Raw genomic sequence first — 15,878 nt, 5'->3', positions numbered from 1 at the left:
TGAGCTAACCCCTACCCGATCTTCCACTTCTCTACCTCCTATATGAAACTACTTTACAGGCAGTTCCACGTGCTCTTCCTGGTGCTGATGCTCGGGTTGGTGCCCCAGCTGCTCCTCGCCCAAACAACCATCAGCGGCGTCGTAAAAGACGAGCAGCAACAAGCGTTGCCCGGCGTGAGCGTTATCGTAAAAGGCACCACCAAGGGCACCACGACCGACAGCGACGGGCGGTTTGTGCTCGGGGCTAGCCCCTCTGAGGTGCTGGTGTTCCACTTCGTGGGCTCGGTACCGCAGGAAGTACCCGTAGGCGACCAAAAAACCTTCACCATCACCCTGCGCAACGACAACAAGCAGCTCGACGAAGTGGTGGTGACGGCCCTCGGCGTGAAAAAGGAAACCCGCCGCATCGGGTACGCGGTGCAGGAAGTGAACGGCGAAGACCTCGTGCGAGCCCGCGACCCCAACCCTATTACCGGTCTCACGGGCAAGGTTGCGGGTCTTTCGGTAGGGCCGTCGGCAGAGCTGCTGCGGGCACCGAGCGTGGCTATTCGGGGCAACTCGGTGTCCTTGTACGTGGTGGATGGCTTCCCGATTGATACCGACACCTGGAACATCAGCCCCGACGACATCGAAACCTACACCGTGCTGAAAGGCCCCGCCGCGGCGGCCCTCTACGGCAACCGCGCCCAGAACGGCGCCATCCTGATTACGACCAAGAAAGGCAGCAAAAACAAGAAGGGCTTCACGGTGGAGCTGAACAGCAGCAACGTGCTGCAGACTGGCTTCCTGACCTTCCCCCGCTTGCAGGACCAGTACGGCGCGGGCGAAAACACCCAATATCAATTCGTGGACGGCAAGGGCGGCGCGCCCGGCGGCGTGGACGGTGACTACGACGTGTGGGGCCCCTTCTTCGCGGGCCAGCTGATTCCGCAGTACGATTCGCCCATCGTGAACGGGGTGCGCCAGGGCACGCCCTACGTCGCGCGCGGCAAAGACAACCTGAAAAACTTAATGCGCAACGGTTTTCAGACGAACAACAACATCGCGCTCAGCGCCAACGGCGACAACTACACCACGCGCTTTTCGGTGTCGCAGCAGCACCAGCAGAGCTACATTCCGAACAACGACCTGAACATCGTCAACTTCAACCTGTACGGCGGGTTCAACCCGAGCCCGCGGTTTAAGGTGGAAGCTAATCTGAACTTCAACCGCCAGTTCACCGACAACTTCCCCGACGTCGACTACGGCCCCAATAGCCTGATTTACAGCACCGGCATCTGGACGGGCGCCGACTGGGACGTGAATGCCCCGGATATTCGCGGCATTTGGCAGCCGGGCAAAGTCGGTACGCAGTCGGTGTTTGCTGAGTACCAGCGCTACCACAACCCCTGGCTGATGGTGGAGAAATGGACCCGCGGCCACTACAAAAACGATATCTACGGCTACCTGACCGGCAATTACAAGATCGACGACCACCTCAGCGCCACGCTGCGCACCCAGATCAGCACCTACAACTTGCTGCGCACGGAGAAGATGCCGTATTCAGCCCACCCTTACGGCCGCGAAGGCAACCAGGGCGACTACCGCGAAGACCGTCGCAACTTGTTCGACAACAACGCCGAAGGCTTCCTGAACTTCAACTACGACCTAGGTGCTTCGAAATTCCTGAACCTCTCGGGTCTGGTGGGCGGCAACGTTCGCAACTTCACCTACAACTCCAACTGGACCTCGACCGACTACCTGAACGTGCCCGAAGTGTACGCCTTCAGCAACTCCCAAAACCCGGTGCAGTCCACGAGCTTCGCCTCCCAGATGCGGGTGCTGAGCGCCTACTACTCTCTGGACGCTACCCTAGGTAGGTACGCCACCATTTCCACCACGGGCCGCGTGGATAAGTCCTCGGCGTTCCAGCAACCCACCACGTATTACTACCCCAGCGTGTCGCTGGCCACGGTGGTATCCGACTACGTGGGGCTGCCGACGGCCATTTCCTTCCTGAAGCTGCGCGCTTCTTACGCCAACGTGCGCGCCGATGCTACGTCGGCTACCATCGGGCCGGCACCGTTTAACTCCATCACGGCGCTGGGCGGCAGCACGGGCAACTCCCTCTTTACCAATCCGCTCGGCTACGGCACCACGTATGCGTCGCCCTACAACGGGCCGGATTATTCGCTGCAATCTTTCTACTCCACGAGCAAGCCCTACAACAACCAAACGGCGGGCTACGGCACCAACAACCTGTTTCAGCAGAACCTGAAGACGACAACTCGCGTGAACTACGAGCAAGGGTTTGACATCAAATTCCTGCAGAACCGCCTAGGTCTGAGTGCCACCGCCTTCCAGTACGTGGACGGCCCCCGGGTGCTAGCTAACGCCATTTCATCGGCTACCGGTTACACCATTGAGTATATCAACGCGCTGAAAACCAAGAAGACCGGCTACGAGCTGAGCCTGAGCGGTTCGCCTATTCAGAACGCGAACGGCTTTGGCTGGGACGTGCTCGTGAACTGGGCCACCTACAAGGAAGTGTACAAGGAGCTGCCCGCGGGACAGAGCGTGTACCAAACCTTTTTCGCCGAGGGCGACCGGACCGACAAGCTCTACAGCACCGCCTTTGTGCGCTCCCCCGATGGGCAAATCATCAACGACGCGGCCGGCAAGCCGCTCATCAACCCTGTGCGGCAGAACCTAGGCAACCTGAACGCCGACTTTAACTGGAGCATCTACAACAAGCTGTACTACAAGTCCTTGAGCCTAGGTTTCCAATTCGACGGGGCCGTGGGTGGCGTGACTACCGACTACATGCACAACAAAACCATGCGCGGTGGCCGCAACATCGAAACGGTGCAAGGTGCCCTCGGTGATGCTCGCTACCAAGATTGGGTGAACTACGGCAAAACGGGCTACAACGGCACCTACGTGGGCGAAGGGGTGGTGATTTCGAACGGCGCTAAGATCAACTACGATTCGCAAACGGGTCGCATCCTGAACCCTGACGAGCTGCAATTTGCGCCCAACAAACAAGTCACGTTCGTGCAGCCCTACGTGAGCCAGTACTACAACGCCGACGAAGCCAACCTGATGAGCAAAACCTTCGGCAAGCTCCGCGAGGTGACCATCACCTACGACCTGCCGCGCAAGTGGCTCGAAAACACGTTTGTGCAGCGCATTTCGGTGTCGGCCATCGGGCGCAATCTGCTCTATTTCTATGGCGACAAGCGCTTCAAAGACGTGGACCTCGACCAGTACAACCTAGGTACCTCGGCCACGGGCTTGCAGTCGCCCACGGTGCGCAGCTACGGCCTGAACCTGAACGCTACCTTCTAACGCAAAACCGCCTTTTAGGATGAAAACTATCGTCAAAACGTGTTTCCTGCCGGTTCTGCTCGCCTTGGCCACTACCGGCTGCAACAAGGATTACGAAGAGCTGACCGTCAACGAGAACAAGCCCAACAGCGTGCCCGCTTCGCTGCTGCTTAACGGCATTCTCAACGATGCTTTTGAAGCGCCCAACGGCCAGTACGAAGCCTGGGACCAGTATTACCTGAACAACTACGACTACTACGGCAACAACCGCTACGACTTCGGCGGCGGCACCATCTACTACACCACGCTCAAGAACGTGGGCCTGATGGAAAGCCAGGCGCGCACCGCGGGCCTCGAGGCCGTGAACCCCTATGAGGCGCTGGGCAACTTCTTCCGGGCCTATCTGTTCACCCGCATGAGCCTGGAAATGGGCGACATCCCGCAGTCGCAGGCGCTGCAAGGACTGGCAACCCTCACCCCCGCCTACGACGCCCAGAAAGATATTTTCACCCAGTCTTTCGCGTGGCTGGAAAGCGCCAACACGGACCTAGCTAGCCTTATTGCCGGCGGCACCACCACCGTGACGGGTGACATTTACTTTAACGGTGACCTCAAGAAGTGGCAAAAGGTGGTGAACACCTTGCGCCTGCGCCTGCTACTTTCCTTGAGCAAGAAGACGGGCGATTCAGACCTAGCCCTTGCCTCACAGTTCGCATCCATCGTGAACAACCCCACGAAGTACCCGCTGCTGCAGGGCAACGCCGACAACATGCAGTACGTGTACGTGGCGCCTACAAACCTCTACCCCAACAACAACCGCAACTTCGGGCAGGACGGCTCACGCAAGAACATGTCGGCCACTTACGTGGGTCTGCTCACGCGCCTCAAGGACCCGCGGGTGTACCTGACCTGCGAGCCCGCCCGCTACTACGTGGATAATCTGAAGCAAAGCGCCACCGATTACGCCTCCTTCGTGGGGGCTGATGCGGGCCTCGACCTAGGGGAGATGTACAACAACGCCGGCCAGCAGAAATACTCCTTTTTGAACCGTAAGCGCTATTTCTCCACCCTCACCGGTGAGCCGAGCATTCAGATTGGCTACCCCGAGCTGTGCTTCAACATCGCCGAGGCCATCAACCGCGGCTGGGTGACCGGCAACGCCGAGAGCTACTACACGGCGGGCATTCAGGCGTCGATGCAGTACTACGGCATTCCGGCCAACGGCAACGTAACGGCCTCTTTTTACCGCCCCGGCTCCACCGACGTGACCAGCGCCGCGAACTACGACACCTACACTGTGCCGTTCAGCTTCAGCGACTACTACGCCCAGCCCACCGTGAAATACGCGGGCGGCACCACCGGCCTAACCCAAATTGTGCAGCAGAAATACCTAGCCTTGTTCCGCCACTCGGGCCTGGAGGCGTACTACAACTACCGTCGCACCGGCGTGCCCACCTTCACCACCGGGCCGGGCACCGGTAATAGTGGCCGCATTGCGCTGCGCTTCCAGTATCCGACCTCGGAACGAACGGCTAATACCGCTAATTATCAGAACGCTCTACAGCGGCAGTTCGGCGGAAATGACGATATTAACGGGGTGATGTATCAGCTGAAATAGCCGTTGACTGGTCGTTTTACTCCACCTTTCCAACCTGATTATCTTCTATGTATGCGTCTACTAAAAACCTTGCTGCTACCCCTGCTGGGCGCGGCGTGCCTACAGCAAGCAGCCGCCCAGGCCAGCAAGCCGCGCACCGAGAACGTGGTACTCATTACCCTGGACGGCATGCGCTGGCAGGAAGTATTTGGCGGCGCCGACACTACGCTATTCAAGCAGAGCAAGCACTATTATTCCGATCGAGCGTCGCTGCAAAAGATCTTTGGGCAATCTTCCGCTGAGCAACGCCGCCAGGCTCTCATGCCGTTTCTGTGGAGCATCGTGGCGAAGCAGGGCCAAGTGTACGGCAACCGGAACCTCGGTAGCTTGGTGAACGTGACCAACAACCAGTGGTTTTCCTACCCTGGCTACAACGAAATCTTGACCGGCGCCGCCGACAACGCCCGCATCCACAGCAACGACCCCATCCCGAACCCCAACGAAACGGTGCTGGAAGTGTTGAACAAGCAGCCCGCTTTCAAGGGGAAAGTGGCGGCGTTTGGCTCGTGGCAGGTGTTTCCGGCCATCCTCAACGAGCAGCGCAGCGGCCTGCCCGTCAACGCGGGCCCCGACCAAGCTACGGGTCCTGGCATCTCGGCCCAAGAGCAACTGCTCAACCAGATGATGGCCGCCACCCCGAGCCCATTCGGCGACGAGCGCCTCGACTCATTCACGGGCCAGTACGCGCTGGAATACGTGAAGCGCAAGAAACCTAGGGTGCTGTTCGTGAGCTTCGGCGACACCGACGAGTTTGCCCACGAGGGCGAGTACGGCGCCTACCTACACTCGGCCCACTACACCGATCGGCTCATCCAGCAGCTGTGGGAGTACCTGCAAACCGACCCGCAGTACAAAGGCAAAACGACCCTGCTCATCACCACCGACCACGGTCGCGGGGCCGCCGCGGAGGGCAAGTGGCGCGACCACGGCGCCAAAATCCCCGGCGCCGACCAGATCTGGATGGCGGCCATCGGCCCCGATACTGCGCCCACCGGTGAAGCCCACACGGGTCAGCTCTACCAAAACCAAGTAGCCGCTACCGTGGCCCAGTTGCTCGGGGCCCCATTCACGCCGCCCTCCTCGGGCGGCGCCAGCATCAGCCCGATTGTAGGGAAGAGCAAAGCGGTGGGCAAAAACTAGTAAATCCAAGCTTAGAACTAGAAAACTAGAGCTAGTTCCCCTCCTTTTTTAAGGAGGGGTTAGGGGTGGTCAGACTAGAGCTATAATGCTAGAACTAGTATCGTTCAACGACCTTTACCACCCCTAGCCCCTCCTTAAAAAAGGAGGGGAACTAGCGCCTAGCTTTTAGTACAACATAGTGAGTAACAATTCATGAAAAAGTACTTTTTGCTCCTGCTCAGCACCCTAGGGTCGCACCTGCTGAGCGCGCAGCAACCCAGCCGCAAGGTGGTGTTTATCATCGCCGACGGCATTCCGGCCGACGTAATCGAGAAAGCCGCCACCCCCAACATCAAGAAGATAGCCGCTGACGGCACCTACCTGCGGGCGCACGTGGGCGGCGACCTAGGCACTTATACCGAGACGCCCACCATCTCGGCGCCCGGCTACAACGACCTGCTCACCGGTACCTGGGGCTACAAGCACAACGTGTGGGACAACGCTATTAAAGACCCAAACTACCACTACAAGACCATCTTCCGTCTGCTAAAAGATCAGCAACCGCAGAAGAAGACGGCCATTTTTTCGACTTGGCTCGACAACCGCACCAAGCTCTTGGGCGAAGGCCTGCCCGCCACCGATAATCTGCAAGTAGACTACAAGTTCGACGGCTACGAACTCGACACCGTCGCCTTCCCCCACGACAAGCAGAGCCTTTACACCCACGCCATCGACGATAAAGTGGTCAGCGAAGCCGCCAAGTGCCTCAAAGCCAACGGCCCGGATTTGTCGTGGGTGTACCTAGAGCACACCGACGACATGGGCCACCGCCACGGCGACAGTGAGCAGCTGCAACGGGCCGTCGGCTACCTCGATGAGCAGGTAGGCCAGATCTGGGAGGCGCTCAACTACCGCCAGAAAACCTACAAAGAAGAGTGGCTGCTGATCCTCACCACCGACCACGGCCGCGACGCCCAAACCGGCAAAAACCACGGCCGCCAATCGGAGCGGGAACGCACCACGTGGCTAGTGCTCAGCGATAAAAACACGAATGCCTACGCGCGGAATTTGCAACCTAGCATCGTCGATATTCTGCCGACCATTGCCCGCTTCATGCAGCTGACCTTACCGGCTACCACCAACCGCGAGCTAGACGGGGTGCCGCTCACCGGCCCAATATCCTTGGCCGCCCCGCAAGTGCAGCTGGATGGCGACAAACTACGCGTCAGTTGGAAAGACCTAGCTGCGAGCAAGTCGGAAAAGGTGAAGGTGTGGCTCGCCACGACCAACAACTTTAAGCAAGGCGGCACCGATACTTATACGTTGGTCGGTACCGTGCCAGCAGGCCAACAGTCGTTCACCATCAATCGCAGCGGCAAGCCTTCTGCTTTCTACAAAGTCGTGCTGGAAGGTGAGCACAATATGGTGAACCGTTGGCTGATGCCAAAGTGAAATACAGAGGGAGGAACGCTTTGGCAGTCAAAACGCTCCGCCTTTCTTGGTTTACTTGAACGTCATGCTTCGATAAGCCCCGCATGCCTGACAGAACAGTTGTTTTTACACTAAGGCCAACTGCGCCTGCAAGTGACGCGTTAATTCGACGAGTGAATCGAACAAGCCATCATTCGGATACGGCGCTAGCTGCTCCCGTGTGTGCGTGCCGTTGGTGAGACCTAAGCTGCGGGCGCAGCCCGCGCGGCGGCCCGACTCCAAGTCCGAAGGTGTGTCGCCCACATTCCAGACGTGCTGCAGATCGGTGATACCGAAGACTTGCATGGCTCTCTGAATCATTAATGGGGCGGGCCGGCCTTCGGCTACCTCGTCGCTGGTAATGGATAAGTCAATGATGGATTGCGTATTACCTCTGCGCTGCCCATCTAGTCCTACATCCCACCCCAAGCGACCTAGGATAATATCGGTGACTGCGCGGTAAAAGCCTGTGGTAAGGACAATCCGGATGTTCTGGCTTTTCAGGAAAGCAAACAGCTCCAGGCAACCCTCGGTGGGTACCACCTCCTGGGTGCGATAGTGCGCCTCCAGAATGTCGCGAAACTCCCGGTAGCTGTCCTCCACCCGCACCGGCAGCAGGTTCGCGCCGGCGGCACCTAGCTGCTCCTGCCATAATAGCTCAAACACGGCCCGTTTGGCCTGCCCTTGCACGGCCAAAATACGTTCGGGCGACGCTCGCAAACCAGTGGCGGCGGCAGCTTGCGCGAAGCAAGCTTCTACCTCGTGCAAGTCGCGGACGGTGGTGCCGGCCATATCCAGCACGATGAGTTGTAAAGGAGCCATAACACCTCAAAGAATAGTTAACTTATATGAAACAAATATAAGCTCCTATCTTGCGCGTGGGCATTTCGGCTGTCATGTTTCTGTTATCTTTTCCGTCTGTTCTTTTCCCGCATGAAGCACGATAAGCTAAGTTTAATTGGTCAGCGCATCCAGGAGTTGCGCAAAGCAAAAAAGATGAGCTTGCGCGAGCTAGCCAAGCGCAGCGACCTCTCGGCCGGGCTACTCTCTAAGATTGAGAACTTCCGGACCGTACCTTCGCTTTCGGTGCTCATTGCCATTGCCAACGCCCTGGAAGTCGATGTATCGGTGCTGGTAAAGAACATCAACGGCGAAACGGCGGCGCCTTACTTGCTGGTGCGCGCGGAAGAAGGCCAACTGGAAAAGCGCGAAGACTCTAAGGGCCTGCTGTACAAATACCTGTTGTCGCAAGACCTAGCCACCTACAGCTTGCGCGTCAACGAAGTGCTGATTGGCCCCCACACGTACCGCAAGCCACTCTCCACGAATGCTTTGGAGCTCATTCACGTGCTGGAAGGTACCGTGCAATATGGTTTCAAGGAAGGTGAAGTGCCCCTAGCTCCTGGCGACACGCTCTACTTCGACGGCATTCAGGCGCACTCGGTCCGCAACGACACCGAGCAGACTGCCCGCCTGTTCAAAGTCTACTTACTGCGCCATAACGAGTAAGCCCCTTCAACTAGGCCGTCATGCTGCGCTGGTCGAAGCATGACCGTTCTTTATTCAGCCGATTTGGATAAGATTTTAGCCCCGTTCAGCTAGAGCCCTAGCTTGTTCAGTGGCATGGCTAGCTCTTAAAAATAACGTATTCGTAACCAGCAGCCGTGTTTCATACTGGTTAACATTCTGTAGGTTTAGCGACTGATATAGCTAGCTGGGCAGCCATGAACAACACATACGATCTGATTATCGTGGGGGCAGGAGCCCTAGGTACCTTTCACGCTTATTTCGCCCTGCAACGCGGGCTGCGGGTGCTATTGCTGGAAAAAGACGCTCAACCGATGGAAGCCACGGTGCGCAACTTCGGGCAGATTATTCCGTCGGGCATGTCCGAGGATGAGTGGTTCGACTACGCCCGTGTGAGCCTTGCTACGTACCAAGCCATTCAGGCGGAATACGACATTTCCATACGGCCCAACGGCTCCCTGTACCTGGCTTCCTCACCGATGGAAATGCAGGTACTAGAAGAAAAGCACGACCGCTATAAGGCACTTGGCTATGCCTCGCGAGTGCTCACGGCCGCGCAGTGCCGGCAGCGGCTGCCCGCCGTTCGCGCCGATTATTGCGCCGGCGGCCTCTTGTTCGAGCAGGAAGTCACGGCCGAGCCCGATCAGATGATTCACCGGCTGCTGGCGTACCTAGTAGCACGCTGGAACCTAGCTTATCGGCCTGCCACGCCGGTGCGCGAGGTGACGGCTGGCTCCGCCAGCTGTGAGGTAGTCGACACCCTAGGTCGGCGCTACGCGGCGGCGCAGGTGCTGGTATGCAGCGGCCGCGACTTTAAGTTTCTGTTCCCGGAAGTATTTGCCGCGAGCGACTTGCAACTGTGTAAGTTACAGATGCTGGCTACCTATCCTTTGCCCCAAGTTCACCTACCCGGCTCTATCCTGACGGGCTTATCCATCCGACGCTACTACGCCTTCAAAAGCTGTCCCTCCTTTTCGCTCCTGCGCCCCGAAGAAGTTGACCCGGAGCTGCGCCAATGGGGCATTCACCTGCTGTTCAAGCAGGCCGTTGATGGCTCCATCATCATCGGCGACACCCACGAGTACGCCGACCTAGCAGCCTCCGACTCCCTGGACTTCAACAACCGGGATGCGCTCATCCAGTTGATGCTCAGCGAAGCCCAACGCATCCTCGACCTCCCGGATTGGCGCATGCAGCGCGCCTGGAATGGCTATTATACCCAGAGCAAGTCGCAGGAGATTTTCCTGCATTCCCCCGATCCGCGCATTCAGATCATCACCGGCATCGGCGGCAAAGGGATGACCACGGCTTGCGGTTTTGCCCAGCACAACGTGGGCCAGCTCGGCCTAGGTCGCTTGCAGCCGCTGGTGAACTAACGGCACCTTTATCAACCAAGAAGTACCGATTCCTGACCGCCGCGGCGAAGGCTGGCGAAGCGTGCAGAGACTAGCTAGTTGTCTTGCCAACCAGGGCACGGAAGCGGTGCCCGGCTAGTGCGCGAACGTAGATTCCTCACGCAAATAGAATGACAGCCGTACTTTTCCCCAATATTTGTACCCGCATTCCTTTGCGGTCTGTCACAACCTAGTTTGCGCAGGCTCTACGTTCCTCCGTTTTCTTTTCTCATGGCTCTTATTATTCCCGTGCTCGTGCGCGGCATCAACAACCTTTCAGACGCCCGCTACTGCGCTGGCATGGGCGCCGACGGCCTGATCTTCACCCTCGACCCTAGCTTGCCCGGCGCCGTCGATGTGGCTACCGTGAAAGAGCTAGCCGGCTGGGTCGCCGGCGTGGAGCTGATTGGGGAATTTGGTGCAACGATGCCGGTCTCAGAAATTAACCGGCTTGTGGAAGAGTGCGGCTTGCAGCGGGTAGCTTTGCGGCAACTCCCTGCTAGCCCACTCAGCGTGCCAGTGCTGTTGCACGTGCCATTATATTCTCTGCTCGACAACCGATTGACAGAGGACGTTCTCGCGCAGTACGCCACCTTATTTCCCGCTGGCTTTGGCCTAACTACCACACTCGAGGCTTCCTTACCGGCGGACCTTTTACCAACGCTAGCCTCCCTAAGCCAGCGCGCTATGCTATGGCTCCGCGGCGCCATCACGCCTGACAGCGTGCGTACTTTGCTGGAACAAGTACAGCCCGCCGGCCTCGTACTAGAAGGCGGCGACGAAATCAAAACTGGCCTGCGCGACTTCACGGAGCTAGAAGCCGTGTTTGAAGCGCTGGAGGAAGAATAAGCGCGCACCCTGTGCGCATAGAAAAGCCTGCGGGCGCCAAGCTACAGTGTTTGGCGCCCGCAGGCTTTGTGCTTTCCTAGGTTTTTGAACGCGACCTAGGTCAGCGTGAACTGCACGTATTTAATCGGAATGCCCTCAGCCCGGAAGCGACGCTCGTAGTGCGTCTGGATGTCTTCGGCGTGGGGCAACAGCTCGGGCGTGGCGTACAGGTCTTTTGTGTGCGCCAGCACGGTAGCGCCGGGGCGTTGCTGTACGGTTTCGAGGGTGAAGTCGAACAGCGGCTCGTTGTCAGTTTTGAGGTGCACCAAGCCGCCGGGGCGCAGCACTTGCTGGTAGAGGTTGAGGAAGCGCGGCGAAGTCAGGCGGCGCTTGATGTCCCGGTCGCGGGGGCGCGGGTCGGGGAAGGTAACCCAGATTTCACTCAGCTCGCCGGGCGCAAAATGGTGGAGCAGCGTTTCGGCGCGGGTGCGCACGAAGCCTACGTTGGTCAGCCCTAGCTCCTCGGCGCGGGTGCTGCCAATCCAGATTCGGTCACCCTTAATATCAAGCCCGAGGAAGTTGCGCTCCGGGTAGCGCGCGGCCAGGCCCACGGTGTAGTCGCCTTTGCCGCAGCCCATTTCCAGGGTAATCGGATTCTCGTTATGAAAGAACTCCTGCTGCCAGCGGCCACCTAGCTGCTCGTAGGTGGGCTTGCCGGGCTCTACAATATCGGCGCGCTCCGCGTTGTGGGCAAAGCGCTGCAATTTCACTCGACTCAAGGGTATTAACTGGTTAAATGGTTGATTGTTGATGGCTGACTAGTGAGGTCCTGGGTTTCTGCGTGAACCTTTGCGTCCGCTGCGGGTGAAGTCGTCTTTACGCGTACAGCTCCTCTACTTCGGCTACTACAAAGGTACTACCACCAATAAACACCACATCATCTGGGCCAGCTGCTTCCCGCGCCGCTCGCACCGCCGCCGGCACCGGACCATGCACGTCGCCGTGCAGCCCCACCGCGCCCGCCTGCTTTGCTAGCTCTAGGGCAGGCAAAGCGCGGGGAATATCTGCCTGGCAGAAATAATAAATGGCGTCGGTGGGCAGCAGCGTGAGCATCTTACTCACGTCTTTGTCGTTCACCACGCCCAGCACAAAATGCAGGCGCTGGCGCGGAATCCGGGAGAGTTGCGCCGTCACGAATCGCAAGCCCGCTTCGTTGTGCCCCGTATCGCAGACGACCAACGGCCGCCGACCTAGGATGGTCCAACGACCACGGAATCCGGTGAGGCGGCGCACGTCGCGCAGGCCCACGCGCACGGCCGCCTCCGGCAGTTGGAAGCCTTGCCGCCGCAGCTCATCAATAACGGCTAGCACGCCCGGCAGGTTCAGGCGCTGGTAGTCACCCACCAGACCTAGGTCCACGTCCTCCAAAGACGGCACACCCAAACGCGTGATACGCAGCCGCTGCATGGCTACATCGGGGCGAGTTGGCATGGCTTCTTCGGCGTGGTAGAGCACATCGGCAAATACCAGCGGCGCTCGTTCTGCGCGCGCTTTTTGCTCGAACACCGCCACTACTTCTTCCTGACGCTGGCTTACCACCACGGGCACGCCGGGCTTAATGATACCGGCTTTTTCCGCTGCAATTTCGGGCAGTGTGTTGCCGAGGAGCGCTTGGTGGTCGAAGCTAATATTCGTGATAAGCGACACGAGCGGCGTGATGATATTGGTAGAATCCAGCCTGCCTCCTAGCCCAACCTCCACGATGGCAATGTCCACTTGCTGCTCGGCAAAATACGAATACGCCAGCGCCACGCACATCTCAAAAAACGACGGCTGCACCTGCTCAAACAGCGGGCGCCACTTTGCCACCCATTGTACCAAGTAATCTGGGGCTAGGTCCTGCCCATCTATCTTGATGCGTTCGGTAAACTCGCGTAGATGTGGCGAGGTGTACAAACCTACCCGGTAGCCGGCGGCCTGCAACACGGCGGCTAGCAGGTTGGAGCTACTGCCCTTGCCATTGGTGCCCGCCACGTGCACCGCCCGGAACTTACGTTCTGGGTGCCCCATCGCTTCGGCCAATGCCTCAGTATTAGCCAAGCCGGGCTTGAATCCGGCCGCGCCCACGCGCTGAAACATCGGCAGCTGTTGGTAGAGGTAAGCGAGAGTTTCGGCGTAGTTCATCGGTAGAATTTAGAGCGTAGCTAACGTCTGATCTGACTTGCTGGCTAAGCGCTGGAAGGGAGACCCAGAGCCTAGGTTTTGCGGGATAAGACAACGCCGCCGACCGGAAGACCAGTCGGCGGCGCTGCAAAAGTAAGTAGTCTGCTTTAATGGGAGCCGATTACGTAGACAATGGTGCCCGTAGCACCACCCGACCCAGACGCCACCCGCTTGAAGGTGGCTTTGCGCTGCACCATGTCGCGGTAGAAGTTGGCGACTGGCGGCGAAACCGTGGTGGATACCACCGTTACATTGTCCACGTTGCCTTCCTCATCGATCTTAATGCGGAGCACCACGCGGCCACTTTCGCTGGAAGGGTCTGTGTCGCGCGGGCGGTTTTCAAAGGCCCAACCGGGCATGTTCAAAGCGCCATTGCCCGAGCCAGGACTGCTGCCACTCCCCCCGCTGCCGGGTTTGCCATACAAAGCCTTGGCTTCGAGTGAACCGTTGGGGTCACCTTGGTCGCCCACGGTGCCGGGCCGGTCGCCATTGTTATTGCCGGTAGGCGTGTTGCTGGTACCGTTCACTCCGTTGCCACCACCATTTGCCGTCCCGCGCGGCGTGTACAGCGTGCGGGGTTTCTCCACGGGTTTGGGCGGGGCGGGGGTTTCGGCTACTACGGGCCGAGTTTCGCGCACCACCTCTTTCGGCGGTGCCGATTTCTCCACGGGCGGCACTTTCACGGGAGCTTCCTCCGCTTCGCTGGTCACAACCTTTTCGTCGGCGGGGGGCGTGCGCACTGCTGGCTGCGGCGTAGCAGCTGCCACGGCCTTGGGTTGCGGGTTGGGATTAGCGGCCGGTGGACGACTATCCTCCCGGTTCTTGGAATCGTTGGCGGGCGCTAGGCTCTGGATGTCGCCGGAGCCTGCTTCGTCGACGCCGTAGTTTAACTCCACGCCATCGCCACCTAGAGTATCGAGTGGCGGATCGGGCCCTTTAAAAACTGTAAAAATGAATACCGCCGCCAGCGCCAGGTGGATAATCACCGTGCCGATCATGGCTTCGCGGCGGTGCTCTTCGCGGTATTCCATTCGTTTTTGCTTGGTTGGGTTGGGATATTGGCGTTAGTGTGTCTTGCTTAAGGCCAGTAGCGTAGCGTTGGAAACCTAGGTCGCAACCGTCAGCCCGGAGCCATTCCTTAGGCTTTTTGCTGGGCCTGGGTGGCCATCACCATCTTAATCTTGAGTCGGTTGCCAATTTCCAAGATGTCTACCAGCTTCTGCACGTTCAAGGAAGCATCTACGCGCAGCACGGCGGTAGGGCTTTCCAAGCCTTGTACCTTTTGCGCGAGTGCCGCCTCTAACGATTCGGAGGTCACGGGCTGTTTGTCCAGGAAATACTGCCCTGCCGCATTCACCGAGATAGTGATCGGCTGCTTCATGGCTTGCTTGCCGGAGCGGGCATTTGGCAGCATGAGCTTGATAATATTAGGGTTCACCATCGTCGAAACGATCAGGAAGAACAGCATCAGGAAAAACATGATGTCGTTCATCGAGCTGGTCTCTACGTGCGAGGAAAGCTTACGACGCCGGGAAAGGTTCATGACGAGTAACTAAGTAAGGAAGTAACGGAGTAGCGGAGTAACCGAGTGGTGCCGTTCAGCAATTTACTCAGTTACTCCGCTACTCCGTTACTCGACAACGCTAGTTGTCCTGAAGAATGTCCATGAATTCAATAGCCGAGTTTTCCATGCGAAAAACCAGGCGCTCGACCATGATGCTGAGCCAGTGGTACCCTACGTGGGCAATAATACCAACGATCAGGCCGGCCGCGGAGGTAACCATCTTGGTGTACAAACCGCCCGAAATCTGAGCGATACCGAAGTCGCCGGTAGTGCTGATGGCGTAAAAAATCTTGATAACGCCGATGATGGTACCCACGAACCCAAGCATGGGCGCGATACCAGCAATGATGCCGAGGATGCTGATGTTTTTCTCTAACCTAGCTACCTCCACCTTGCCTACGTTTTCTACGCTAGCCTCAATGTCTTTGAGGGGCAAGCCAATGCGGCGAATGCCTTTCTCGATCATGCGGGCCAGTGGCGAAGGATTCTGAGCGCAGAGTAGCTTGGCTCCTTGCAGATCTCCTTTTACCATCAGCCCGCGAATACCCGCCATGAATGAATCAGGATTTACGGCCGCGCGACGAATGGTGATGTAGCGCTCAATGATAACGTAGATGGAAACAAACGAGAGCAGGAAGATGGGAACCATGATCCAGCCACCCTGCAAAATCAAATCGATAAGCGACAAGCCGGGTGCGGCCGCGGTAGCTTGGGCGTTGGCTGCCGCTGCGGCAGTATCAGCGGGAGCCGTAGTAGCAGCGGTGGTAATCTGCAATAAGAAAGAGGTCAT

The 15,878-nt window shown here is 58.3% G+C and carries 13 protein-coding genes; 7 read left to right on the top strand and 6 right to left on the bottom strand.

From position 1 onward, the window contains the following. Window positions 1-42: 42 nt before the first annotated feature. The 4 genes from BXP70_RS08130 (at window position 43) to BXP70_RS08115 (ending at window position 7,534) form a co-directional block, all read left to right on the top strand. Window positions 43-3,327, top strand: coding sequence for a SusC/RagA family TonB-linked outer membrane protein (locus BXP70_RS08130; protein ID WP_086593531.1), 3,285 nt, complete (start codon window positions 43-45; stop codon window positions 3,325-3,327). 19 nt (window positions 3,328-3,346) lie between these two features. Beyond that, window positions 3,347-4,924: a SusD/RagB family nutrient-binding outer membrane lipoprotein gene (locus tag BXP70_RS08125; RefSeq protein WP_086593530.1), complete on the top strand. Its 1,578-nt coding sequence runs from the start codon at window positions 3,347-3,349 to the stop codon at window positions 4,922-4,924. Between the two features lie 51 nt (window positions 4,925-4,975). Next, the gene (locus BXP70_RS08120) at window positions 4,976-6,103 is read left to right on the top strand and encodes a sulfatase-like hydrolase/transferase (protein ID WP_086593529.1); all 1,128 of its coding nucleotides are present in this window, start codon (window positions 4,976-4,978) and stop codon (window positions 6,101-6,103) included. Between the two features lie 192 nt (window positions 6,104-6,295). Then, on the top strand, window positions 6,296-7,534 hold the full coding sequence (locus tag BXP70_RS08115; RefSeq protein WP_086593528.1) for an alkaline phosphatase family protein: 1,239 nt from the start codon (window positions 6,296-6,298) through the stop codon (window positions 7,532-7,534). Between the two features lie 105 nt (window positions 7,535-7,639). Here the strand turns inward: BXP70_RS08115 and BXP70_RS08110 are convergent, their stop codons facing one another. Then, the gene (locus BXP70_RS08110) at window positions 7,640-8,374 is read right to left on the bottom strand and encodes an HAD family hydrolase (protein WP_086593527.1); all 735 of its coding nucleotides are present in this window, start codon (window positions 8,372-8,374) and stop codon (window positions 7,640-7,642) included. A gap of 111 nt (window positions 8,375-8,485) precedes the next feature. Between BXP70_RS08110 and BXP70_RS08105 the strand changes: the two genes are divergently transcribed. The 3 genes from BXP70_RS08105 to BXP70_RS08095 all read left to right on the top strand — a co-directional run bounded on the left by BXP70_RS08105 (window position 8,486) and on the right by BXP70_RS08095 (window position 11,322). Next, window positions 8,486-9,061: a helix-turn-helix domain-containing protein gene (locus tag BXP70_RS08105; RefSeq protein ID WP_086593526.1), complete on the top strand. Its 576-nt coding sequence runs from the start codon at window positions 8,486-8,488 to the stop codon at window positions 9,059-9,061. Window positions 9,062-9,276: 215 nt separating this feature from the next. Next, the gene (locus BXP70_RS08100) at window positions 9,277-10,455 is read left to right on the top strand and encodes a TIGR03364 family FAD-dependent oxidoreductase (RefSeq protein WP_086593525.1); all 1,179 of its coding nucleotides are present in this window, start codon (window positions 9,277-9,279) and stop codon (window positions 10,453-10,455) included. A gap of 249 nt (window positions 10,456-10,704) precedes the next feature. Next, the gene (locus BXP70_RS08095; RefSeq protein WP_086593524.1) at window positions 10,705-11,322 is read left to right on the top strand and encodes a beta/alpha barrel domain-containing protein; all 618 of its coding nucleotides are present in this window, start codon (window positions 10,705-10,707) and stop codon (window positions 11,320-11,322) included. Window positions 11,323-11,417: 95 nt separating this feature from the next. Here the strand turns inward: BXP70_RS08095 and trmB are convergent, their stop codons facing one another. The 5 genes from trmB to BXP70_RS08070 form a co-directional block, all read right to left on the bottom strand. Beyond that, window positions 11,418-12,080: a tRNA (guanosine(46)-N7)-methyltransferase TrmB gene (gene trmB / locus BXP70_RS08090; protein ID WP_086593523.1), complete on the bottom strand. Its 663-nt coding sequence runs from the start codon at window positions 12,078-12,080 to the stop codon at window positions 11,418-11,420. Window positions 12,081-12,177: 97 nt separating this feature from the next. Beyond that, window positions 12,178-13,485: a bifunctional folylpolyglutamate synthase/dihydrofolate synthase gene (locus tag BXP70_RS08085; protein ID WP_086593522.1), complete on the bottom strand. Its 1,308-nt coding sequence runs from the start codon at window positions 13,483-13,485 to the stop codon at window positions 12,178-12,180. A 146-nt stretch (window positions 13,486-13,631) separates the two neighbouring features. Beyond that, entirely contained in the window at window positions 13,632-14,555 is a 924-nt protein-coding gene (locus BXP70_RS08080; protein WP_086593521.1) for a TonB C-terminal domain-containing protein, read from the bottom strand. Window positions 14,556-14,662: 107 nt separating this feature from the next. Further along, window positions 14,663-15,067, bottom strand: coding sequence for an ExbD/TolR family protein (locus BXP70_RS08075; protein WP_086593520.1), 405 nt, complete (start codon window positions 15,065-15,067; stop codon window positions 14,663-14,665). Between the two features lie 100 nt (window positions 15,068-15,167). Next, window positions 15,168-15,878, bottom strand: a complete 711-nt coding sequence (locus BXP70_RS08070) for a MotA/TolQ/ExbB proton channel family protein (protein WP_086593519.1) — start codon at window positions 15,876-15,878, stop codon at window positions 15,168-15,170.

Source organism: Hymenobacter crusticola, from assembly GCF_002154225.1.
GTDB classification, from domain to species: domain Bacteria; phylum Bacteroidota; class Bacteroidia; order Cytophagales; family Hymenobacteraceae; genus Hymenobacter; species Hymenobacter crusticola.
This window is presented reverse-complemented; position numbering and strand designations above follow the sequence as displayed.